At 39.2% G+C, this 25,515-nt stretch carries 17 protein-coding genes and 1 tRNA gene; 14 read left to right on the forward strand and 4 right to left on the reverse strand.

Translation table 11 applies throughout. The features are described 5' to 3' along the window. Positions 1–91: 91 nt before the first annotated feature. The 4 genes from M1G12_RS04275 to M1G12_RS04290 form a co-directional block, all read right to left on the reverse strand. A complete protein-coding gene (locus M1G12_RS04275) occupies positions 92–1,174 on the reverse strand; it encodes a M24 family metallopeptidase (protein WP_000040929.1) in 1,083 nt (360 codons plus the stop codon). A gap of 127 nt (positions 1,175–1,301) precedes the next feature. Continuing rightward, complete coding sequence (gene gatD, locus M1G12_RS04280) at positions 1,302–2,084, reverse strand: lipid II isoglutaminyl synthase subunit GatD (RefSeq protein ID WP_049499586.1); 783 nt, start codon at positions 2,082–2,084, stop codon at positions 1,302–1,304. Then, a complete protein-coding gene (murT, locus tag M1G12_RS04285; RefSeq protein ID WP_049486847.1) occupies positions 2,084–3,427 on the reverse strand; it encodes a lipid II isoglutaminyl synthase subunit MurT in 1,344 nt (447 codons plus the stop codon). The genes gatD and murT overlap by 1 nt, the downstream gene beginning before the upstream one ends. A 98-nt stretch (positions 3,428–3,525) precedes the next feature. Continuing rightward, entirely contained in the window at positions 3,526–4,842 is a 1,317-nt protein-coding gene (locus tag M1G12_RS04290) for an FAD-containing oxidoreductase (RefSeq protein ID WP_033682109.1), read from the reverse strand. 329 nt (positions 4,843–5,171) lie between these two features. Between M1G12_RS04290 and cshA the strand changes: the two genes are divergently transcribed. The 14 genes from cshA (at position 5,172) to M1G12_RS04360 (ending at position 25,456) form a co-directional block, all read left to right on the forward strand. Beyond that, the gene (cshA, locus tag M1G12_RS04295) at positions 5,172–6,746 is read left to right on the forward strand and encodes a degradosome RNA helicase CshA (protein WP_150922544.1); all 1,575 of its coding nucleotides are present in this window, start codon (positions 5,172–5,174) and stop codon (positions 6,744–6,746) included. Positions 6,747–7,002: 256 nt separating this feature from the next. After that, positions 7,003–7,791, forward strand: coding sequence for a GTP-sensing pleiotropic transcriptional regulator CodY (codY, locus tag M1G12_RS04300; protein WP_000940738.1), 789 nt, complete (start codon positions 7,003–7,005; stop codon positions 7,789–7,791). Then, positions 7,791–8,366 (forward strand): cysteine hydrolase family protein, encoded by a 576-nt coding sequence (locus M1G12_RS04305; protein WP_247949453.1) that lies wholly within the window; start codon positions 7,791–7,793, stop codon positions 8,364–8,366. The genes codY and M1G12_RS04305 overlap by 1 nt, the downstream gene beginning before the upstream one ends. An 80-nt stretch (positions 8,367–8,446) precedes the next feature. Beyond that, positions 8,447–8,532 (forward strand) — tRNA-Leu (locus M1G12_RS04310). A gap of 136 nt (positions 8,533–8,668) precedes the next feature. Beyond that, on the forward strand, positions 8,669–9,946 hold the full coding sequence (locus M1G12_RS04315; RefSeq protein ID WP_150922547.1) for an ABC transporter permease: 1,278 nt from the start codon (positions 8,669–8,671) through the stop codon (positions 9,944–9,946). A gap of 12 nt (positions 9,947–9,958) precedes the next feature. Further along, complete coding sequence (gene vex2 / locus M1G12_RS04320) at positions 9,959–10,606, forward strand: ABC transporter ATP-binding subunit Vex2 (RefSeq protein WP_000173751.1); 648 nt, start codon at positions 9,959–9,961, stop codon at positions 10,604–10,606. Positions 10,607–10,661: 55 nt separating this feature from the next. Next, positions 10,662–12,041: an ABC transporter permease gene (vex3, locus tag M1G12_RS04325; RefSeq protein WP_247949454.1), complete on the forward strand. Its 1,380-nt coding sequence runs from the start codon at positions 10,662–10,664 to the stop codon at positions 12,039–12,041. 142 nt (positions 12,042–12,183) lie between these two features. After that, complete coding sequence (vncR, locus tag M1G12_RS04330) at positions 12,184–12,840, forward strand: response regulator transcription factor VncR (RefSeq protein ID WP_237446996.1); 657 nt, start codon at positions 12,184–12,186, stop codon at positions 12,838–12,840. Next, positions 12,837–14,159, forward strand: a complete 1,323-nt coding sequence (gene vncS, locus M1G12_RS04335; RefSeq protein ID WP_084925849.1) for a sensor histidine kinase VncS — start codon at positions 12,837–12,839, stop codon at positions 14,157–14,159. Before vncR ends, vncS begins: the two co-directional genes overlap by 4 nt. A 146-nt stretch (positions 14,160–14,305) precedes the next feature. Further along, complete coding sequence (locus tag M1G12_RS04340; RefSeq protein WP_004255734.1) at positions 14,306–15,187, forward strand: class II fructose-bisphosphate aldolase; 882 nt, start codon at positions 14,306–14,308, stop codon at positions 15,185–15,187. A 279-nt stretch (positions 15,188–15,466) separates the two neighbouring features. Then, complete coding sequence (locus tag M1G12_RS04345; protein WP_084925847.1) at positions 15,467–16,459, forward strand: ABC transporter ATP-binding protein; 993 nt, start codon at positions 15,467–15,469, stop codon at positions 16,457–16,459. Position 16,460: 1 nt separating this feature from the next. Continuing rightward, entirely contained in the window at positions 16,461–17,279 is an 819-nt protein-coding gene (locus M1G12_RS04350) for an ABC transporter permease (RefSeq protein WP_060628603.1), read from the forward strand. 1 nt (position 17,280) lies between these two features. Next, positions 17,281–18,066 (forward strand): ABC transporter permease, encoded by a 786-nt coding sequence (locus M1G12_RS04355; protein WP_084925846.1) that lies wholly within the window; start codon positions 17,281–17,283, stop codon positions 18,064–18,066. Positions 18,067–18,844: 778 nt separating this feature from the next. After that, positions 18,845–25,456: a S8 family peptidase gene (locus tag M1G12_RS04360; RefSeq protein WP_247949455.1), complete on the forward strand. Its 6,612-nt coding sequence runs from the start codon at positions 18,845–18,847 to the stop codon at positions 25,454–25,456. The last annotated feature ends 59 nt before the right edge of the window (positions 25,457–25,515 follow it).

A 25,515-nucleotide genomic window follows, 5' to 3' on the forward strand; every position in this document is an offset into this window, starting at 1 on the left:
AAAAGTCTTTCAAATAAGAAAAACGCATAGTATCAGGTGTTGAAAAACCTTGATACTATGCGTTTTATTGTGGGAAGATTTTCGAAGAATTTTAATCAAAATAAAGCAAGTCTTTGCTGGTGTTTGTAAAGAGGTCAAAGCCATCTTTGGTAACAACACCACAGTCTTCGATACGGACACCGACTTTACCAGGGATATAGATACCTGGTTCAACAGAGAAGCACATGCCTTCTTCGATGACCATGTCGTTTCCTTCCATGATAGATGGGAATTCATGGACATCCATACCGATACCGTGACCGAGACGGTGGTTGAAGTACTCGCCGTAACCAGCTTTTTCGATGACCTCACGAGCAGCGCGATCCACTTCATGGGCAGTCACTCCTGGCTTGATAAAGTCAAGAGCAGCTTGTTGGGCTTCAAGAGTCAAGTTATAAATGTCTTTCTTGAATTGGTCAGGTTTGCCGACTGCGACTGTACGAGTCATATCTGACGCATAGCCGTTGACTAGAACACCAAGGTCAAAGAGGAGAAGAGCATCATTTTCAACCTTGTTAGCTGCTGGAATACCGTGTGGATTTGCAGCATTATCACCAGTCAAGACCATGGTATCAAAGCTCATTTCATAACCTTCACGCTTCATAGCAAAGTCAATTTGGGCGATGATATCTGTCTCTGTCTTATCAAGAGAAATATTATCAAAGCCAACCTTAACAGCCTTGTCCGCATAGAGACCTGCAACCATCATTTTTTGCACTTCGTCAGCAGATTTGATGAGGCGCATGCGTTGGATACGAGGTGTGAGGTTGTTAAACTCAGCAGTTTCAAAAACTGTTTTCAAGCCATGATATTTGGTCAAGATGAGATTGTCAAACTCAACAGCGACACGTTTGAAGTCAAGTTGTGGAAGAGCATGTTTCATTTTTTGCCATGGATTTTCAGAGTCCACATAGCCCACAACTGGGAAGGAAACAGTGCTGCTCGCACGCTCCACTTCAAGGGCTGGGACAAAAAGGAGGGGTTCCTGATCCGCTAGGACAAAAAGGAACATTTGGCGTTCATGGGGATCACTGTAAAAGCCAGTGAGGTAATTGATTGTGACGGGGTCAGATACGACAGCGACGTCTAGTTTTTCTGATTCAAGATATGTTACGATTTGTTGTAATTTAGACATATGCTACCTTCTTTCTACCCCTCTATTTTGGCAAAAAATGAGAGAAAATGCAAGGGAGAAGGGTAAAAGAACAGACAAAAAGAACTCCGACAAGATAACGGAGTTCTTTGATATCATTTTCCTTTGTTTAAGAAAAGTCAGCCTTGCTTTTGACATCACTGTATTCTTCAGCGATTTCTTGGCTGAGAATGTCCTCATAAGCAGGGAGTTGAATGTCCTGACCATATTTCTTCTTGAGGGCAGTAGTGACTAGGCGATAAGCTAGATTGGCATTACGAGAGAGGATAGGCCCGTGGAAGTAGGAACCAAAGACATTCTTATAATGAACACCTTCGCCGACTTTTTCTTCGTTATTTCCATTTCCATAGACAACCTGTCCCAGCGGTTTTTGATCATCTGAGAGGAAGGTACGGCCCTGATGATTTTCAAAACCATAGTAGGTTTCATCGAAATCTTCATTGTGAATCTTGATGTCCCCGATAAAACGGTTATTGGTCTGGTTGAGCGTGTAGTGGCCCATGACCCCTAGTCCTTCGATGCGTCTCCCTGAAGCTTCAACATAATATTGGCCCAATAGTTGGAAACCACCGCAGATAGCCAGAACCACACCGTCGTTTTGGATGTAGTTGTCAATGCTCTCTTTTTTAGCAGGTAGGTCGTCTGCAATGATACTCTGTTCAAAGTCTTGACCACCACCGAAAAAGGCAATGTCGTAGTGATTTTCATCAAAGTTATCATGGAGAGAAACGATGTCAACCGTCACATGGGCTCCCAGTTTTTCAGCCACATACTTGAGCATGAGGATGTTTCCATTGTCCCCATAGGTATTCATGAGATTTCCGTAGAGGTGGGCAATGTTGAGCTGATAGGGGTAATTGCCAGCTTTTGAGGAAAGTGAAGTATAAACCATTAGTTCATCTCCTTTCTAACAATCTGACGACTAGCCAGCAGTTCGCGGAATTCAAGCATAGCAGTATAGGTAGCTAGAATATAAGCATGCTTGCAGTCTTGGTTCTCAATGGTCTTAAGAACTTGCTCCAGACTACTTGTTTCAGTAATTTTATCAGCTGGATAGCCAGTTACTCGTAGACGACGTGCGATTTCAGAATGGCGAACACCGCCAGCGTTGATTTCGGGAATGTCCATGTCAGTGATTTGTTCAAAATCAGCATCCCAGATCCAGCTGGTGTCAATTCCATCTGCATAGTTGGCATTTAGGAGGACAGATAGGCTAAATGGATAAGGAGCTAGTTTAATCATCTCGATAGCTTGGGTCGCACCGACTGGATTTTTAATCAAGACGAGGGTGCATTCCTTGTCACCGATATGGAAGGTTTCCTGGCGTCCAAAGACAGCACGACTCTTATCAAATCCCTGCTTGATTAGTTGGGAATCTGCGCCGAGGAAACGGGCGATAGCCACAGCAGCTAGGGCGTTGTAGATGTTGTAAAGTCCACCGATTTGGATGCCGTATTCTTGGCCGTCAATGACAAAGCGAGAGCGATTGTTGGTTAACTCAACTAGTTCTGTCAAGCGATAGTCGAGATCAGGACGTTTACATCCACAACCTTCACAGATATAGGCACCCAAGTTTGCATAAGTATTGTGCTCATATTTGAGGATGCCTTGGCAGTCAGGGCAGAGGATTCCTTCGGTATTATAGTGAGCCAGCTGAGCTGGACCTTTCTCCAAGTCAAAACCAAAATACTGTACAGGATTTGGAATAGCTGGCTTGTAGAAAAGTGGACTGTCTCCATTAAGAAGAACAGTGGCAGTAGGCACCTTACGAATGGCATCCAAAATCATCTTGTAAGTTGTGTAAATCTCACCATAGCGGTCCATCTGGTCACGGAAAATATTAGTAATAACAAATAAGCTTGGCTTGATGTAGTCACAGATACGAGATAGACTGGCTTCGTCGATTTCTAGGACGGCAATATTTTTCCCAGTTTTAGAAGATTTGGCTGTTAAGAAGGTTGTCGCAATTCCTGTAATCATGTTGGCACCGCTTGGGTTGGTCAGAACTTGACCATAAACCTCTTTTAAAATGCCGACAGTGAGAGCAGTTGTCAAGGTTTTTCCGTTGGTTCCAGTCACTACGACAATCTCGTAGTTCTTAGCTAGGTTTTGTAAAATATCTTTATCGAATTGAAGGGCAAGTTTTCCTGGAAGCGTACTTCCACGGCCAAGACGGCTTAAAATGAAGTGGGAAGAACGCCCAGCAAGAAGGCCCAAAGTAGTTTTTAATTTCATGTTTCTATTATATCATAAAAGAAGGAAAAGACAGATTTGAGATTCCGCAGAAGTAAAAACAGCCCAAGGAGGGCTGTTCGATACGATTAAATCTCAACTTAAATCGCAAACAAGTCATTCAAGTTCTCAGCCAAGGTTGGGTGAGTGAAGATTTGTTTTGTGAAGTAAGTGTAAGGAATCTTGTTGTCCATAGCAACAGTGATGATGTTGATGATTTCTTGAGAACCTTCTGAGAAGATGCTTGCTCCAAGAATTTCTTTTGTTTCAGTATTGACAACAGCTTTGAAAGCTCCGCGAAGGTCTCCATTTACATGACCACGAGGCATTGCTGCAACAGGGATTTCCTTAACAGCGTATGGAAGTTTCAAATCAGCTGCTTGGCTTTCAGTCAACCCAACTTGTGAAAGTGCAGGTGTGATGAACATAGTGTTTGGTACATTGAGACGGTCTTCAAGTGTGTAGCTGCCATCTCCAGCAAGGTAGCTGTATACAACACGGAAGTCATCAAGTGAAATGTAAGTAAATTGAAGGCCACCGTTGACATCTCCAACTGCAAAGACACCAGGAACGTTTGTTTGGCAGTGTTTGTCTACTTTAATAGCGCCACGTTCAGTTAGTTCAATGTCTGTATTTTCAAGTTGAAGTGGTTCTACATTTGGTTTGCGTCCTGTTGCGTAGAGAAGGGCATCGAAACGGTAAGTTTCGTTTTCAGTCACAACGAGCACTTGGTCACCGTCGTTTTTGATTTCAGTAGTACGGATATTTTGAAGCAATTCAATACCGTCTTCTTCCATGTATTGTTTAGCAAGAGCTGCGATGGAAGGTTCTGCACGAGGTAGGAAAGTATCCAAGGCATCTAGAACTGTAACCTTGCTTCCAAGTTTGTTGTAAAGACCAGCAAATTCAAGACCGATATTTCCTCCACCAAGAACTCCAAGTTTTTCAGGCAATTTGTCCAAGTTTTGGATACCTGTTGAGTCAAAGACGTTTTTGCTTGTAGCAAGTCCAGGGATTGGCAAGACGTTTGAAACAGCACCAGTGTTGATGACGATTGTTTCAGCGGTCAGTTCTTTCTTTTCATCACCAGCTTGGATTTCGATGACTTTATTTGAAAGGAAGTGAGCTTCCGCATCAAAGATGTCCACGCCTGTACCAGCAACAGTAGCATAGTTTTTACCGTTGAGGCGACCAGTGATAGTGTTTTTGGTAGCAATTACTTCTTCAAAAGACAAGTCCTTCTCAGCAGCAACTAGCAAAGTCTTAGTTGGGATACAACCAATGTTGATACAAGTTCCACCGTACATAGCTTTGCTACGTTCAACGAGGGCAACTTTTTTGCCAGCTGAAGCTAATTTACCTGCTAGTGTTTTACCAGCTTTACCAAATCCGATAACGATTAAATCATAAGTTAACATTTAGAGTTCCTCCTATTCGAATTTCATTCTAGCATAAGAAAAAAACTTTTGCACAATTCTGCTACGCTTTAAAAAAGTTTATGAAATAGTGGAAATTTCATCCTTATTTTCTCTGAAAAATCGTTTACATGAGTTTATCGATAGATTGGGCTATCTTTTGCTTCTCTCTTGTGTTATACTAGATAGGTTGCAAAGAAAACAGTACTTTTCTTTTGTGGAAAAGAAGCAACACGATTTTATATCCAGTATATGAAAATACGTCATAAAAAGAAAAGTATAAACTAAGCCCTATAGGGTGGCTTCGCACCACCTTTAGAAAGAAGAATATCGTGAAATTTAATGAATTAAACTTGTCTGCTGATTTGCTAGCAGAGATTGAAAAAGCTGGTTTTGTAGAAGCCAGTCCGATCCAAGAACAAACCATTCCCTTGGCCCTTGAAGGCAAGGACGTTATCGGTCAAGCTCAGACTGGTACAGGAAAAACTGCAGCCTTTGGCTTGCCTACCCTTGAAAAAATCCGTACAGAAGAAGCAACCATCCAAGCCTTGGTCATCGCTCCAACTCGTGAACTTGCTGTCCAAAGTCAAGAAGAACTTTTCCGCTTTGGTCGTAGTAAGGGAGTCAAAGTCCGCTCAGTATATGGCGGATCAAGCATTGAAAAACAAATTAAGGCTCTTAAATCTGGTGCCCATATCGTGGTGGGAACTCCAGGTCGCCTCTTGGACTTGATTAAACGCAAGGCCTTGAAATTACAAGATATTGAAACTCTTATCCTTGACGAAGCGGATGAAATGCTCAATATGGGCTTCCTAGAAGATATCGAGGCCATCATTTCTCGTGTCCCTGAAAACCGTCAAACTTTGCTTTTCTCAGCAACTATGCCAGATGCCATCAAACGTATCGGTGTTCAGTTTATGAAAGAACCTGAGCATGTCAAGATTGCTGCTAAGGAATTGACAACAGAATTGGTTGACCAATACTATATTCGTGTTAAAGAACAAGAAAAGTTTGATACCATGACTCGTCTCATGGATGTGGAACAGCCTGAGCTTGCTATCGTATTTGGTCGTACAAAACGTCGTGTAGATGAATTGACTCGTGGTTTGAAAATCCGTGGCTTCCGTGCAGAAGGAATTCATGGTGATTTGGACCAAAACAAACGTCTTCGTGTCCTTCGTGACTTCAAAAATGGCAATCTTGATGTTTTGGTTGCGACAGACGTTGCAGCGCGTGGCTTGGATATTTCAGGTGTGACCCATGTCTATAACTACGATATTCCACAAGATCCTGAAAGTTATGTTCACCGTATCGGTCGAACAGGTCGTGCTGGTAAGTCAGGTCAGTCTATTACTTTCGTATCACCAAATGAAATGGGCTACCTTCAAATCATTGAAAACTTGACTAAGAAACGTATGAAAGGTCTCAAACCTGCAAGTGCAGAAGAAGCCTTCCAAGCAAAAAAACAGGTAGCTCTCAAGAAAATCGAACGTGATTTTGCAGATGAAACTATCCGTGGCAACTTTGAGAAATTTGGTAAGGATGCTCGTAAGCTAGCTGCCGAATTTACTCCAGAAGAATTGGCAATGTATATCTTGAGTCTGACTGTTCAAGACCCAGATAGTCTTCCTGAAGTGGAGATTGCACGTGAAAAACCACTGCCATTTAAACCATCAGGTAATGGCTTCGGTGGTAACGCTAAGGGAGGTCGTCGTGGAGATGACCGTCGTGATAATCGCCGAGGAGACAACCGTCGTGGTGGTCGCCGTGATGATTTCAAAAAAGGAAGTCGTGGCAACGATCGTTTTGATAAGGAAAAACGTTACCGTAAGGATAATAAAAAACCACGCAATACTTCAAGCGAAAAGAAAACAGGCTTTGTTATTCGTAACAAGGGCGATAAATAATAAAAAGCGGTTCAAAATGAATCGCTTTTTTATATAAGGAGACCGAATGGAAAAAGAAAGATAAATAAAATAGATATATTATCTTCTTGTAATATTATAATACACAAAAATAGGGGGCTTGTCAATAGAAAAGAAGCAATTTAATTAAAAATATTCTTGTTTTTTCAAATTGCAATTAAATAAGCAATTTTCAGATAATAATTGAAAATTCAAGCTGTTTATGTTATAATGATAGCGATTAAATTCGAGGTGAAAAATGGCACATTTATTAGAAAAAACTAGAAAAATTACTTCTATCCTGAAGCGCTCAGAGGAGCAGTTGCAGGAAGAACTCCCCTACAATGCGATTACCCGTCAATTGGCAGATATTATTGACTGTAACGCCTGTATCGTCAATAGCAAGGGACGTCTCCTTGGCTATTTTATGCGTTACAAAACCAATACAGATCGTGTAGAGCAATTCTTCCAAACTAAGATTTTCCCTGATGACTATATTCAAGGTGCGAACATGATCTACGATACAGAAGCCAATCTGACAGTTGATCATGATTTAAGTATTTTTCCTGTGGAAAGTCGTGCCGACTTTCCAGATGGTTTGACGACCATTGCACCAATCCATGTATCAGGGATTCGCCTTGGTTCTTTGATTATTTGGCGCAATGATAAAAAATTCGAAGACGAGGACTTGATTCTTGTTGAGATTGCGAGTACCGTTGTTGGGATTCAACTCCTTAACTTCCAGCGTGAAGAAGATGAGAAAAATATTCGCCGCCGTACTGCTGTTACCATGGCGGTTAATACCCTTTCTTATTCCGAACTTCGTGCTGTTTCAGCAATTTTAGGGGAATTAAATGGAAATGAAGGCCAGTTGACTGCGTCAGTGATTGCAGACCGTATCGGAATCACCCGTTCTGTGATTGTCAATGCCCTTCGTAAACTTGAGTCGGCAGGGATTATTGAAAGTCGCTCACTTGGAATGAAGGGAACCTATCTTAAGGTCTTGATTTCAGATATTTTTGAAGAAGTGAAGAAAAGAGATTACTAATGACTAAGGCTTTGATTTCGATTGATTATACAGAAGATTTTGTTGCTGATAGTGGGAAGCTGACAGCAGGTGCTTCAGCTCAGGCAATTTCAGAAGCCATTAGCAAAGTGACTCGATTAGCTTTTGAACGAGGAGACTACATCTTCTTTACCATTGATGCTCATGAAGAAAACGATTGTTTTCATCCAGAAAGCAAGCTGTTTCCTCCTCACAATTTGATTGGGACTAGTGGACGGAATTTATACGGAGATTTGGGGACATTTTATCAAGAGCATGGTTCAGACAGTCGTGTCTTTTGGATGGATAAACGCCATTACTCAGCTTTTTCAGGGACTGACCTGGATATCCGTTTGAGAGAGCGGAGAGTGTCTACCGTTATCTTAACAGGTGTCTTGACGGATATCTGTGTCCTGCATACAGCTATAGATGCCTACAATCTAGGATATGATATCGAGATTGTTAAACCAGCTGTTGCTTCCATCTGGCCTGAAAATCATCAATTTGCCCTAGGTCATTTCAAAAATACACTCGGAGCTAAGTTAGTAGATGAAAATCTAAATGAACTTTCTGAGTAATTTGGTTGATGAAATGAAAAAAATTGAAAAAAAGTGTTGACAAGCATCCTAAAAGTTGATATACTAGTAAAGTAATCGACGCGGGGATGGCGGAATTGGCAGACGCGCAGGACTAAGGATCCTGTGACCGCTTTAGGTCGTGAGGGTTCAAGTCCCTCTCTCCGCATAGGATAAGAGTTAGCTTAGGCTAGCTCTTTTTTTATCTAATTTAAGTAGAGCAAAAAATTTTTGCTCTTTTTTTGTATTTCATAAACATTTCATATTTGGATTTTATAATAGTCTTACAAATATGGAGGTGACGAATGAATCCAATCCAAAGAGCTTGGGCTTATGTCAGCAGAAAACGACTGAGAAGTTTTATTTTATTTCTGATTTTATTGGTCCTATTGGCTGGAATTTCGGCCTGTTTGACTCTGATGAAGTCCAACAAAACAGTTGAAACCAATCTTTATAAATCACTCAACACATCTTTTTCTATTAAGAAGATAGAAAATGGTCAGACCTTCAAGTTGTCAGACCTAGCATCTGTAAGCAAGATTAAGGGGCTAGAAAATGTTTCTCCTGAACTCGAGACGGTCGCAAAACTAAAAGACAAGGAAGCAGTGAGTGGCGAGCAGAGCGTGGAACGTGATGATTTGTCCGCTGCGGATAAGAATTTGGTTAGCTTAACGGCTCTTGAAGATTCATCTAAGGATGTTACCTTTACCAGCTCGGCTTTCAATCTAAAAGAAGGGCGACACCTTCAAAAAGGGGATTCAAAGAAAATCATCATCCACGAAGAGCTGGCTAAGAAGAATAGTCTTTCGCTTCATGACAAGATTACCTTAGAAGCTGGTCAGTCAGAAGCTGGCAAAGGACAAACAGTAGAGTTTGAAATCGTCGGAATCTTCTCTGGTAAAAAACAAGAGAAATTTACAGGTTTGTCTTCTGACTTCAGTGAAAACCAAGTCTTTACAGACTATGAAAGTAGTCAAACTCTTTTAGGAAATAGTGAAGCTCAAGTCAGTGCAGCACGCTTCTATGTAGAAAATCCTAAGGAAATGGACGGACTCATGAAGCAGGTAGAAAACTTGGCCTTGGAAAATCAAGGCTACCAAGTTGAGAAGGAAAACAAGGCCTTTGAACAAATCAAAGACTCAGTGGCTACTTTCCAAACCTTTCTGACAATCTTCCTTTATGGGATGTTGATAGCTGGAGCTGGAGCCTTAATTTTGGTCTTATCTCTCTGGTTGAGAGAAAGGGTCTACGAAGTGGGAATTTTACTTGCACTTGGAAAAGGCAAGAGCTCGATTTTCCTACAATTCTGTTTAGAGGTAGTTTTGGTATCTCTCGGTGCCTTGCTTCCATCCTTTATCGCTGGAAATGCCATTACATCCTATCTGCTCCAAACCCTACTAGCAAGTGGAGATCAGGCAAGCTTACAAGATACACTAGCCAAAACAAGCAGTTTATCAACCAGCATCTTATCTTTTGCAGAATCCTATGTTTTTCTAGTTCTGCTTAGTTGCTTATCTGTAGCTCTTTGTTTCCTATTCTTATTTAGAAAATCACCGAAAGAAATTTTATCATCTATTAGTTAAGAAGGAGAAATCATGACTTTATTACAATTACAAGATGTTACCTACCGTTATAAGAACACTGCTGAAGCAGTCCTATATCAGATCAATTATAATTTTGAACCCGGGAAATTTTACAGTATTATTGGGGAGTCAGGAGCAGGAAAATCCACTCTCTTGTCCCTACTGGCTGGTCTAGATAGTCCTGTTGAAGGTTCTATCCTTTTCCAAGGAGAGGATATTCGTAAGAAGGGCTATTCCTACCATCGTATGCACCATATTTCCCTGGTCTTTCAAAATTATAACTTGATAGATTATCTTTCTCCACTGGAAAATATCCGCTTGGTCAACAAAAAGGCAAGCAAGGATACACTGCTTGAGCTTGGTTTGGATGAAAGTCAGATCAAGCGGAATGTTCTCCAGTTATCAGGTGGTCAACAACAACGTGTTGCTATTGCTCGTAGTTTGGTATCAGAAGCTCCAGTTATTCTAGCGGATGAGCCAACGGGAAATCTGGACCCTAAAACTGCTGGAGATATTGTCGAACTGCTCAAATCACTTGCCCAGAAAACAGGTAAATGTGTCATCGTCGTAACTCACAGCAAAGAAGTGGCACAAGCGTCAGATATTACACTTGAGTTGAAGGACAAGAAACTGACTGAAACTCGCAATACTACGAAATAATATGAGCTTTTTCTGTTAGAACTATAAAATAGAACAAAATCTAGAAAGGGAACCTATGTTATACAACGCATTTGCCTATGTTACAAGGAAGTTTTTCAAATCGATTGTCATCTTCCTGATTATTCTCCTCATGGCGAGCTTGAGTTTGGTCGGCTTGTCGATCAAGGGAGCTACTGCCAAGGCTTCTCAGGAGACATTTAAAAATATCACCAATAGCTTCTCCATGCAAATCAATCGTCGCGTCAATCAAGGGACGCCACGTGGTGCTGGGAATATCAAGGGTGAAGATATCAAAAAAATTACTGAAAACAAGGCCATCGAGTCTTATGTTAAACGCATCAACGCTATCGGAGATTTGACTGGATATGAACTCATCGAAACGCCAGATACTAAGAAAAATCTGACACCTGACCGTGCCAAACATTTTGGAAGTAGCTTGATGATTACAGGTGTCAATGACTCCTCCAAAGAAGACAAGTTTGTCTCTGGTTCTTATAAGCTGGTCGAAGGTGAGCACTTAACAAACGACGACAAGGACAAGATCCTCCTGCACAAGGACTTGGCAGCCAAACACGGCTGGAAAGTCGGGGATAAGGTTAAACTAGACTCCAATATCTACGATGCAGACAATGAAAAAGGAGCCAAGGAAACAGTCGAAGTGACAATCAAGGGACTCTTTGATGGTCATAATAAGTCAGCAGTAACCTACTCACAAGAACTCTATGAAAATACAGCTATCACAGACATTCACACTGCTGCAAAGCTTTATGGATACACAGAAGACACAGCTATTTATGGGGACGCAACCTTCTTTGTAACAGCGGACAAGAACTTGGATGATGTTATGAAAGAGTTGAATGGCATCAGTGGTATCAACTGGAAGAGCTATACACTCGTTAAGAGCTCATCTAACTACCCAGCTCTTGAGCAATCCATTTCTGGTATGTACAAGATGGCCAATCTCCTCTTCTGGGGTAGCTTGAGTTTCTCAGTTCTTCTCCTTGCCCTCTTACTCAGCCTTTGGATCAATGCCCGTCGCAAGGAAGTGGGTATTCTCCTCTCTATTGGTCTCAAGCAGGCAAGTATCTTGGGTCAATTCATCACTGAATCCATCGTGATTGCCATCCCTGCTCTTGTTTCTGCTTACTTCTTAGCTACTTACACAGCGCGTGCAATCGGAAATACTGTTCTTGCCAATGTCACTTCAGGTGTTGCCAAGCAAGCCAGCAAGGCTGCTCAAGCCTCCAACCTTGGTGGTGGTGCAGAAGTAGATGGCTTTAGCAAGACCTTGTCGAGCCTAGATATTTCCATTCAGACATCAGACTTTATCATCGTCTTTGTCCTTGCCTTGGTTCTAGTGGTTCTCGTTATGGCGCTTGCTTCAAGCAATCTCCTTAGAAAACAACCAAAAGAGCTTCTGCTGGATAGTGAATAACAAACTTGCTACCTATTCTCCCCTAAATGGGGTATAATATAGGTAGCATTTTTATCTGTTTTGTCTTGGTAAATCCTCTGTTTATCAGGATGAAAGCAAGTTGCTTTACAAGAAATTTAAAGGAATGTGAAACGTTTTTTCTATGAAAATTTTAATTGTAGAAGATGAAGAGATGATCCGTGAGGGGATCAGTGACTATTTGACGGATTGTGGTTATGAAACCATTGAGGCGGCGGACGGACAAGAAGCCTTGGAGCAATTTTCTAGCTATGAGGTGGCCCTGGTTTTACTGGATATCCAGATGCCCAAACTCAATGGCCTAGAAGTGCTAGCTGAGATTCGCAAAACCAGCCAAGTCCCTGTCTTGATGTTGACCGCCTTTCAGGATGAGGAATACAAGATGAGTGCTTTTGCTTCTCTGGCAGATGGCTATCTGGAAAAACCCTTCTCCCTCTCCCTCTTAAAAGTGAGGGTAGACGCAATTTTCAAGCGCTACTATGATACAGGACGCGTCTTTTCTTACAAGGATACCAAGGTGGATTTTGAAAGTTACAGTGCCAGCCTAGCAGGTGAGGAAGTAGCTATCAATGCCAAAGAGTTGGAAATTCTTGATTATTTGGTTAAAAATGAAGGACGAGCCTTGACTCGTTCTCAGATTATCGATGCGGTCTGGAAGGCGACAGATGAGGTCCCCTTTGACCGTGTCATTGATGTCTATATCAAGGAACTGCGGAAAAAGCTAGACTTGGATTGTATCCTCACTGTGCGCAATGTTGGTTATAAATTGGAGCGAAAATGAAACGAACAGGTTTATTTACAAAGATATTTATCTATACCTTCTCGATATTTAGTGTTCTGGTTATCTGCCTTCATTTAGCCATTTATTTTCTCTTTCCCTCGACTTATCTGAGCCACCGTCAGGAAACCATTGGTCAGAAGGCAACAGCCATTGCCCAGTCCCTAGAAGGAAAGGATAGACAGAGTATCGAGCAAGTCTTAGACTTGTATTCCCAGACTAGTGAGATCAAAGGGGCGGTCAAGGGAGAGATGACCGAGGACAAGTTGGAGGTTAAGGACAGTCTTCCTTTGGATACAGCTCGCCAAACCACCTCCCTCTTTATTGAGGAGCGCGAGGTGAAAACACAAGACGGTGGAAGCATTACTCTCCAGTTTCTGGCCTCCATGGATTTGCAAAAGGAAGCAGAGCAGATTAGTCTCCAGTTTCTTCCCTATACCTTGCTGGCCTCCTTTCTGATTTCCCTCTTGGTGGCCTACATCTATGCTCGGACCATTGTTGCTCCGATTTTGGAAATCAAGCGGGTGACCCGACGGATGATGGAACTGGATGCCCAAGTGCGATTGCGCGTGGATTCTAGGGATGAGATTGGTGATCTCAAGGAACAAATCAATAGCCTCTACCAGCATCTTTTGACTGTCATTGCGGACTTGCATGACAAGAATGAAGCTATTCTCCAGCTGGAAAAGATGAAGGTCGAATTCCTACGAGGGGCTTCCCATGAACTGAAAACACCCTTAGCTAGTTTGAAAATCCTGATTGAAAACATGAAAGAAAATATCGGTCGTTATAAGGATAGAGACCGCTATCTGGGAGTAGCCTTAGGAATTGTGGATGAGCTCAATCACCACGTTCTCCAGATACTTTCTCTCTCTTCTGTGCAGGAATTGCGAGATGATAGGGAAATAATAGATCTCCTCCAGATGACGCAAAGTCTAGTTCAAGATTATTCTTTGCTAGCAAAGGAGAGAGAACTTCAGATTGACAATAGTTTGAACCACCAGCAGGCTTATCTAAATCCATCTGTGATGAAATTAATCCTGTCTAATCTCATCAGCAATGCTATCAAGCACTCCATTCCAGGCGGCTTGGTCCGCATCGGAGAGAGAGAAGGGGAACTTTTTATCGAGAATAGCTGTAGTCCTGAAGAACAAGAAAAACTGGCTCAGTCTTTTTCTGATAATGCTAGTCGCAAGGCCAAGGGTTCTGGGATGGGGCTCTTTGTGGTCAAGAGTCTATTGGAACATGAAAAATTACCTTATCGTTTTGAGATGAAGGAGAATCGTTTGACCTTCTTCATAGCTTTTCCAAGAATCGCCTAAGACTAGGGAGAGAAAGGGTTTACATAGATGAAGCTAGAAGAAATTCAATCGAAACTGCGGGAAAAACTAGATTTTTTTGTCAAAAAGTGATAAAATGAACAATGTAAATGGGATGACCCATAAAAATATACAGGAGGCCTGATAAAATGGCAATCGTTTCAGCAGAAAAATTTGTCCAAGCAGCTCGTGACAACGGTTATGCAGTTGGTGGATTTAACACAAACAACCTTGAGTGGACTCAAGCTATCTTGCGCGCAGCAGAAGCTAAAAAAGCTCCAGTTTTGATCCAAACTTCAATGGGTGCTGCTAAATACATGGGTGGTTACAAAGTTGCTCGCAACTTGATCGCTAACCTTGTTGAATCAATGGGTATCACTGTACCAGTAGCTATCCACCTTGACCACGGTCACTACGAAGATGCACTTGAGTGTATCCGAGTTGGTTATACTTCAGTTATGTTTGACGGTTCACACCTTCCAGTTGAAGAAAACCTTGATAAAGCTCGTAAAGTTGTAGAATTTGCTCATGCAAATGGTGTATCAGTGGAAGCTGAAGTTGGTACTATCGGTGGTGAAGAAGACGGAATCATCGGTGATGGTGAATTGGCTCCAATCGAAGACGCTAAAGCAATGGTTGAAACTGGTATCGACTTCTTGGCAGCTGGTATCGGTAACATCCACGGTCCTTACCCAGAAAACTGGAAAGGTCTTCACCTTGATCACTTGCAAAAATTGACTGAAGCTGTTCCAGGATTCCCAATCGTATTGCATGGTGGTTCAGGTATTCCTGATGAGCAAATCCAAGAAGCTATCAAACTTGGTGTTGCGAAAGTTAACGTTAACACAGAATGCCAAATCGCATTCGCTAACGCAACTCGTAAATTTGCTCGTGACTACGAAGCAAACGAAGCAGAATACGACAAGAAAAAACTCTTCGACCCACGTAAATTCTTGGCTGACGGTGTAAAAGCTATCCAAGCATCAGTTGAAGAACGTATCGACGTATTCGGTTCAGAAGGTAAAGCTTAATCTAGCTGAACAATACAGATAAAACCTGCCCATTGGGTGGGTTTTTTGGCGTTTTAAGGAAACAATAAAACCATAATTTTTGATTAAAAGTATTATTTTAAGAGAAAAATTTTCAATTCCATAAACTTTAGGCAAACGCTTGCATTCTAGTTTTTATTGGATTATAATAGGTTGGTATAAAGCCTTCTGTAGCAATAAAATGTAGAAGTTTTAGAAAGTAAGGATTTAGATATTTGTAGTCAAAAATACAATGTTGTTTCTTACTAAAGGGAGATAGATATGGCAATGATAGAAGTGGAACATCTTCAGAAAAATTTTGTGAAGACAGTCAAGGAACCAGGGTTAAAGGGAGCTTTGCGCTCCTTTATTCATCCTGAAAAGCAGACCTTTGAAGCGGTCAAGGATTTGACCTTTGAGGTCCCAAAAGGACAAATTTTAGGATTTATCGGGGCCAATGGTGCTGGGAAGTCGACAACCATTAAAATGCTGACAGGGATTTTAAAACCGACATCTGGTTTTTGTCGGATTAATGGCAAGATTCCCCAGGACAATCGCCAAGATTATGTCAAGGATATTGGAGTTGTCTTTGGACAACGTACCCAGCTATGGTGGGATTTGGCTCTGCAAGAGACCTACACGGTGTTAAAAGAGATTTACGATGTGCCGGATTCGCTCTTCCACAAGCGCATGGATTTTTTAAATGAAGTCTTGGATTTGAAGGACTTTATCAAGGATCCCGTGCGGACTCTTTCACTAGGGCAGCGCATGCGGGCGGACATTGCAGCTTCCTTGCTTCACAATCCCAAGGTTCTCTTTTTAGATGAGCCGACCATTGGTTTGGATGTTTCGGTCAAGGATAACATTCGTCGGGCCATTACCCAAATCAATCAGGAAGAAGAAACAACCATTCTTTTGACGACTCACGATCTGAGTGATATTGAGCAGCTCTGTAATCGGATCTTTATGATTGATAAGGGGCAGGAGATTTTTGATGGAACGGTGAGCCAGCTCAAGGAAACCTTTGGAAAGATGAAGACTCTTTCTTTTGAACTGCTACCAGGTCAAAGTCATCTCGTCTCTCACTATGAAGGCCTGCCTGATATGATTATTGATAGACAGGGAAATAGCCTCAACATTGAATTCGATAGTTCTCGCTACCAGTCAGCTGACATTATCAAGCAAACCCTGTCTGATTTTGAAATCCGAGATTTGAAGATGGTAGATACGAATATTGAGGATATTATCCGTCGCTTCTATCGAAAGGAGCTCTAAGATGGTCAAATTGTGGAGACGTTATAAACCCTTTATCAATGCAGGTGTTCAGGAATTGATTACCTATCGAGTCAACTTTATTCTCTATCGGATCGGCGATGTTATGGGTGCTTTTGTGGCCTTTTATCTCTGGAAGGCAGTCTTTGATTCTTCGCAAGAGTCTTTGATTCAGGGCTTTAGTATGGCAGATATCACCCTCTACATTATCATGAGTTTTGTGACCAATCTTCTGACTAGGTCAGATTCGTCCTTTATGATTGGGGAGGAGGTCAAGGATGGTTCCATCATCATGCGCTTGTTGAGACCAGTGCACTTTGCGGCATCTTACCTTTTTACAGAGCTTGGCTCCAAGTGGTTGATTTTTATCAGCGTTGGCCTTCCATTTTTAAGTGTCATTGTTTTGATGAAAATCTTATCTGGTCAAGGGATTGTAGAAGTGCTGGGATTAACTGTCCTTTACCTCTTTAGTTTAACGCTGGCCTATCTGATTAACTTTTTCTTTAATATTTGCTTTGGATTTTCAGCCTTTGTGTTTAAAAATCTTTGGGGTTCCAACCTACTTAAGACTTCCATAGTGGCTTTTATGTCTGGAAGTTTGATTCCCTTGGCTTTCTTTCCAAAGGTTGTTTCAGATATTCTGTCCTTCCTGCCTTTTTCATCATTGATTTACACTCCGGTCATGATTATCGTTGGGAAATACGATGCCAATCAGATTCTTCAGGCGCTCGCTTTGCAGTTTTTCTGGCTCTTAGTGATGGTGGGCTTGTCTCAGTTGATTTGGAAACGAGTCCAGTCCTTTATCACCATTCAGGGAGGTTAGTATGAAAAAATATCAACGCATGCATCTGATTTTTATCAGACAATACATCAAGCAAATCATGGAGTACAAGGTCGATTTTGTCGTCGGCGTGTTAGGAGTCTTTCTGACTCAAGGCTTGAACCTCTTGTTTCTCAATGTCATCTTTCAACACATCCCATCCCTAGAAGGTTGGACTTTTCAAGAAATCGCCTTTATCTATGGCTTTTCCTTGATTCCTAAGGGGTTGGACCATCTCTTTTTTGATAATCTCTGGGCGCTAGGGCAACGCTTGGTGAGAAAAGGTGAGTTTGACAAGTATCTGACTCGTCCTATCAATCCCCTCTTTCACATCCTAGTTGAAACCTTTCAGATTGATGCCTTAGGCGAACTTTTGGTTGGTGGTATCCTACTGGGAACAACAGTGACCAGCATTGCTTGGACTCTTCCCAAATTCCTGCTTTTCCTAGTTTGTATTCCTTTTGCGACCTTGATTTATACTTCTTTAAAAATTGCGACAGCTAGTATCGCTTTTTGGACCAAACAGTCAGGCGCCATGATTTACATTTTCTATATGTTTAATGATTTTGCCAAGTATCCCATTTCCATTTACAATTCATTTCTTCGTTGGTTGATTAGCTTTATCGTACCTTTTGCTTTTACGGCTTACTATCCTGCCAGCTATTTCTTGCAGGACAAGGATGTAATCTTTAACATCGGAGGTTTGATGTTGATTTCCCTTGTCTTTTTTGGTATTTCCCTTAAACTCTGGGACAGGGGCTTGGATTCTTATGAAAGTGCTGGGTCCTAAGATGAAGAAACTCAAAGCCTTGTCTCAGGACAGGCTTTTTCTAATAGAGATGAAAATTTCTTGACATCTATTCTCAGAGTGCTATACTTTAAATGTAATAGCGATTTAGCTTATACTCTTCGAAAATCTCTTCAAACCACGTCAGCTTCGCCTTGCCGTATATATGTGACTGACTTCGTCAGTTCTATCCACAACCTCAAAGCAGTGCTTTGAGCTGACTTCGTCAGTCTTATCTACAACCTCAAAACAGTGTTTTGAGCAGACTGCGGCTAGCTTCCTAGTTTGCTTTTTGATTTTCATTGAGTATCAGTTGGCAGAGCAGGGCACTCGTAAAGCCTAGGTTATAGGTAGATAAACGACTGAGGATTTGAAAAAATAGATATGTAGAAGATAACCGTTAAGTCTTATTCTTAGCGGTTATTTATATTGTTTAATAGCGTTGATATTTCATCAATGATGTTTGACTTTGTGATGTTGCTAGTGCTTTAAGTTGATTGCTACTATTTTTGATGGTGTGAATGTGCTTATAATGTATCTCAGTTAAGTACGAAATTTTTATATCTTTTTTAACACATATTAAAAATAAAATTAATACACCTTAATTTTTCTTGACTTAAATTTTTTTAATTGATATACTATTTTTCAGAGAGCTAACAATTATATATAAATGTACTACTCTATTTCCTAGATAATACTTAGTAAAACTTTTTATAACAAAGGCTAGCAAAGTTAAAGTTTACTATCTATTGGAAGTTAAATAAATATGTAAGGAATTAAAATGAAAAAAAGTACAGTATTGTCATTAACCACAGCTGCAGTTATTTTAGCAGCATATGTCCCTAACGAGGTAATCCTAGCAGATACACCTAGTTCTGAAGATTCTTTAAAAATACCTGATAAAGAAACAGTAGTAGTAGGTAAACAAAACGAAAACAAAGAAAAACTTGAAGATATTCGTAATGTTATAGAAACCTCAAAGGATACTGAAGAGAAGAAAACAACAATTATTGAGAAAAAAGAAGCTGTTAGTAAAGAATCTGTGATAGACAATAACACTAGCAATGAAGAAGAAAAAATCAAAGAAGAAAATTCCAATCAATCCCAAGGAGATAAAGCGGACTCGTCTGTAAGTAAAGACCCAGAAAGTCCCAAAAAAGAGGATAAACTTGTCTATATTGCTGAATTTAAAGATAAAGAATCTGGAGAAAAAGCAATCAAGGAATTATCCAATCTTAAGGATACAAAAGTTTTATATACTTATGATACGGTTTTTAATGGTGTTGCAATAGAAACAACTCCAGATAATCTGGACAAAATTAAACTAATAGAAGGTATGTCATCGGTTGAAAGGTCACAAAAAGTCCAACCTATGATGAATCATGCTAGAAAAGAAATTGGAGTTGAAGAGGCAATCGATTACCTAAAATCTATCAATGCACCATTTGGGAAAAACTTTGATGGCAGAGGTATGGTTATTTCAAATATCGATACGGGGACAGATTATAGGCATAAGGCTATGAGAATCGATGATGATGCCAAAGACTCAATGAGATTTAAAAAAGAAGACTTAAAGGGTACTGATAAAAATTTCTGGTTGAGTGATAAAATTCCTCATGCTTTCAATTATTATAATGGTGGTAAAATTACTGTAGAAAAAGCTGATGATGGAAGCGATTATTTTGATCCACATGGGATGCATATTGCAGGGATTCTTGCGGGAAATGATACTGAAAAAGATATTAAAAACTTTAACGGAATCGATGGAATTGCTCCTAATGCACAGATCTTCTCTTATAAAATGTACTCTGACGCAGGATCTGGCTTCGCAGGAGATGAAACAATGTTTCATGCTATTGAAGATTCGATCAAACACAATGTCGATGTTGTTTCGGTATCATCAGGCTTTACAGGAACAGGTCTTGTAGGTGAGAAATATTGGGAGGCTATTAGAGCGTTAAGAAAAGCAGGAATTCCAATGGTTGTAGCTACGGGTAACTATGCGACTTCTGCTTCAAGTTCTTCATGGGATTTAGTGGCAAATAATAATCTGAAAATGACCGACACTGGAAATGTAACACGAACTGCAGCACATGAAGATGCGATAGCAGTCGCATCTGCTAAAAATCAAACAGTTGAGTTTGATAAAGTTAACATAGGTGGAGAAAATTTTAAATACAGAAATATAGGGGCCTTTTTCGATAAGAATAAAATCACAACAAATGAAGATGGATCAAAAGCTCCTGATAAATTGAAATTTGTATATATAGGCAAGGGTCAAGATCAAGATTTGATAGGATTGGATCTTAGAGGCAAAATTGCAGTAATGGATCGAATTTATACAAAGGATTTAAAAAATTCTTTTAAAAGAGCTACGGATAAGGGCGCACGCGCCATTATGGTTGTAAATACTGTAAATTACTACAATAGAGATAATTGGACAGAGCTTCCAGCTATGGGATATGAGGAGGATGAAGGAACTACTAGTCAAGTATTTTCAATTTCAGGAGATGATGGTGTAAAGCTATGGAACATGATTAACCCTGATAAAAAAACTGAGGTTAAAAGGAATAATAAAGAAGATTTTAAAGATAAATTGGAGCAATACTATCCAATTGATATGGCCAGCTATAATTCTAATAAACCGAATGTAGGTGATGAAAAAGAGATTGACTTTAAGTTTGCACCTGACACAGACAAAGAATTGTATAAAGAAGATATCATAGTTCCAGCAGGATCCACATCTTGGGGACCGAGAACAGATTTGCTTTTAAAGCCTGATGTCTCAGCACCTGGTAAAAATATTAAATCCACTCTCAATGTCATTAATGGGAAATCAACTTATGGTTATATGTCAGGGACTAGTATGGCAACTCCAATCGTGGCAGCTTCTACTGTTTTGATTAGACCAAAATTAAAGGAAATGCTTGAAAGACCTGTGTTGAAAAATCTTAAGGGAGATGACAAAATAGATCTTACAAGTCTTACAAAAATTGCCCTACAAAATACTGCACGACCTATGATGGACGCAACGTCTTGGAAAGAAAAAAGCCAATACTTTGCATCACCTAGACAACAGGGAGCAGGGCTAATTAATGTGGCCAATGCTTTGAGAAATGAAGTTGTAGCGACTTTCAAAAACACGGATTCTAAAGGCTTGGTAAACTCTTATGGTTCTATTTCTCTTAAAGAAATAAAAGGAGAAGAAAAATATTTTACCATTAAGCTTCACAATACATCAAACAGACCTTTGACCTTTAAAGTTTCAGCATCTGCTATAACTACAGATGCTCTAACTGACAGACTAAAACTTGATGAAACATATAAAGACGAAAAATCTCCAGATGGGAAGCAAATTGTTCCAGAAATCCACCCAGAAAAAATCAAAGGAGCAAATATCACATTTGAGCATGACACTTTCACTATAGGCCCAAATTCTAGCTTTGATTTAAATGCGGTTATAAACGTTGGAGAGGCTAAAAACAAAAATAAATTTGTAGAATCATTTATTCATTTTGAGTCAGTGGAAGAAATGGAAGCTCTAAACTCCAATGGTAAGAAAACAAATTTCCAACCTTCTTTATCGATGCCTTTAATGGGATTTGCTGGGGATTGGAATAAGGAACCAATCCTTGATAAATGGGCCTGGGAAGAAGGTTCAAAATCAAAAACAATGGAAGGTTATGATGATGATGGTAAACCAAAAATTCCAGGAACTTTAAATAAGGGAATTGGTGGAGAGCATGGTATAGATAAATTTAATCCAGCAGGAGTTATACAAAATAGAAAAGATAAAAATACAACATCTCTAGATCAAAATCCAGAATTATTTGCTTTCAATAACGAAGGGATCAACGCACCATCATCAAGTGGTTCTAATATTGCTAAAATTTATCCTTTAGATTCAAATGGAAATCCTCAAGATGCTCAACTTGAGAGAGGATTAACACCTTCTCCACTTGTATTAAGAAGTGCAGAAGAAGGATTGATTTCAATAGTAAATACAAATAAAGAGGGAGAAAATCAAATCGACTTAAAAGTCATTTCGAGAGAACACTTTATTAAAGGAATTTTAAACTCTAAGAGAAATGATGCAAAGGGAATCAAATCTTCTAAGCTAAAAGTTTGGGGTGACTTGAAATGGGATGGACTCATTTATAACCCTAGAGGTAGAGAAGAAAATGCACCAGAAAGCAAGGATAACCAAGATCCTGCTACTAAGATAAGAGGTCAATTTGAACCAATTGCAGAAGGTCAATATTTCTATAAATTTAAATATAGATTAACTAAAGATTACCCATGGCAGGTTTCCTATATTCCTGTAAAAATTGATAACACAGCCCCTAAGATTGTTTCGGTTGATTTTTCAAATCCTGAAAAAATTAAGCTGATTACAAAGGATACTTATCACAAGGTAAAAGATCAATACAAGAATGAAACCCTATTTGCGAGAGATCAAAAAGAACATCCTGAAAAATTTGACGAGATTGCCAACGAAGTTTGGTATGCTGGCGCCGCTCTTGTTAATGAAGACGGAGAGGTTGAGAAAAATCTTGAAGTAACTTATGCAGGTGAGGGTGAAGGAAGAAATAGAAAACTTGACAAAGATGGAAATACCATTTATGAAATTAATGGTGCAGGAGATTTAAGAGGAAAAATCATTGAAGTCATTGCATTAGATGGCTCTAGCAATTTTACAAAGATTCATAGAATTAAATTTGCTGATCATGCTGATGAAAAGGGGATGATTTCCTATTATCTAGTAGATCCTGATCAAGATTCATCTAAATACCAAAAGCTTGGCGAGATTTCTGAATCTAAATTTAAAAATTTAGAAAATAGAAAAGACGATAGTCTTAAAAAAGATACAACTGAGGAAGAAAATCATCAAGACAATGAAGAGTCTATTGAAGAAAAATCTAGCTTGACTATTCATAAAACTATTTCAACAATTAGAGAGTTTGAAAGTAAAGACTTGAAGAAACTCATTAAAAAGAAATTTAGAGAAGTTGATGACTTTACAAGTGAAACTGGTAAGAGAACAGAGGAATACGATTATAAATACGATGATAAGGGAAATATCATTGCTTATGACGATGGTAGTGCCTTAGAATATGAAACTGAAAAACTTGACGAAATCAAATCAAAAATTTATGGTGTTCTAAGCCCGTCTAAAGATGGACACTTTGAAATTCTTGGAAAGATAAGTAATGTGTCTAAAAATGCCAAGGTATATTATGGAAATAACTATAAATCTATAGAAATCAAAGCGACCAAGTATGATTCCCATTCAAAAACGATGACATTTGATTTATACGCTAATATTAATGATATTGTGGATGGATTAGCTTTTGCAGGAGATATGAGATTCTTTGTTAAAGATGATGATCAGATAAAAGCTGAAACGAAGATTAGAATGCCTGAAAAAAATAAGGAAACTAAAACAGAATATCCATATGCATCAAGTTATGGGAATATAATAGAATTAGGAGAAGGAGATCTTTCAAAGAATAAACCAAATAATTTAACTGAAATGGAATCTGGTAAAATCTATTCTGATTCAGAAAAACAACAATATCTATTAAAGGATAATATCATTCTGAGAAAAGGCTATGCACTAAAAGTGACTACCTATAATCCTGGAAAAACGGATATGTTAGAAGGAAATGGAGTCTATAGCAAGGAAGATATAGCAAAAATACAAAAGGCCAATCCTAATCTAAGAGCCTTATCAGAAAAAATAATTTATGCTGATAGTAGAAATGTTGAAGATGGAAGAAGTACTCAATCAGTATTAATGTCGGCTTTGGACGGCTTTAACATTGTAAGGTATCAAGTGTTTAGATTTAAAATGAACGATAAAGGGGAGGCAATCGATAAAGATGGAAATCTTGTAACAGATCCTTCTAAACTTGTATTATTTGGTAAAGATGATAAAGAGTACACTGGAGAGGATAAGTCCAATGTAGAAGCTATAAAAGAAGATGGCTCTACGTTATTTATTGATGCAAAACCAGTAAACCTTTCAATGGACAAGAACTACTTTAATCCATCTAAATCTAATAAAATTTATGCACGAAATCCAGAATTTTATTTAAGAGGTAAGATTTCTGATAAGGGTGGTTTTAACTGGGAGTTGAGAGTTAATGAATCTGTTGTAGATAATTATTTAATCTACGGAGATTTACACATTGATAACACTAGAGATTTTAACGTTAAGCTTAATGTTAAAGACGGTGACATCATGGACTGGGGAATGAAAGACTATAAAGCAAACGGATTCCCAGATAAGGTAACAGATATGGATGGAAATGTTTATCTTAAAACTGGCTATAGCGATTTGAATGCGAAAGCGGTTGGAGTACACTATCAATTTTTATATGATAATGTTAAACCAGAAGTAAACATTGATCCTAAGGGAAATACTAGTATTGAATATGCTGATGGAAAATCTGTAGTCTTTAACATCAATGATAAAAGAAATAATGGATTCGATGGTGAGATTCAAGACAAACATATTTATGTAAATGGAAAAGAATATAAATCATTTGATGATATTAAACAACTAACAGATAAGACACTAAACATTAAGATTCTTGTAAAAGATTTTGCAAGAAATACGACCGTAAAAGAATTCATTTTAAACAAAGATACGGGAGAGGTGAGCGAATTAAAAGCTCATACGGTGACTGTGACCATTCAAAATGGAAAAGAAATGAGTTCAACGATAGTGTCGGAAGAAGATTTCATTTTACCTGTCTATAAGGGTAAATTAGAAAAAGGCTATCAATTTGATGGTTGGGAAATTTCTGGTGTCGAAGGGAAAAAAGACGTTGGCTATGTTCTTAATCTATCAAAAGATACCCTTATAAAACCTGTATTCAAGAAAATAGAGGAGAAAAAGGAGGAGGAAAATAAACCTACTTTTGATGTATCGAAAAAGAAAGATAAGGTGCAAGCAAATCATAGCCAATTAGATGAAAATTACAAAAAGGAGGATTTACAAAGAGAAAATCATTCACACAACTCTGATTCAACTGAAGGTGTCAAAGCTACAGTTCCTGTACAAGTAAATTATAGTCAATTAGGTGAAAGTCATAGAAAAGAGGATTTCCAAAGAGAAAATCATTCACACAACTCTGATTCAACTGAGGATGTTACATCTCCAGTTCCTGATAAAAATGATAAAAACTTTGAAAATAAGAAGGAAGTTTATCTCAATGAACCAGAGAACATAGCTAATAAACATACCAATATTGATAGTAAATCAACTACTAACAATGATAGGTTGCCAAAAACTGGAACAGTTAGCGAAGTCTTCACGTCATTGGTTGCCGGAATAATGTTTACCGTAGGTGCATTTCTTGGATTGAAGAAAAAAGATCAAGATTAAGACAAAGCTATAGAAACATGGTTTGTGTACTGAGATGAGATAGTGTGGTGATGAAACAA

The sequence above is a fragment of the Streptococcus mitis genome (assembly GCF_023110375.1).
In the GTDB taxonomy this organism is placed as follows: Bacteria; Bacillota; Bacilli; order Lactobacillales; family Streptococcaceae; genus Streptococcus; species Streptococcus mitis_CI.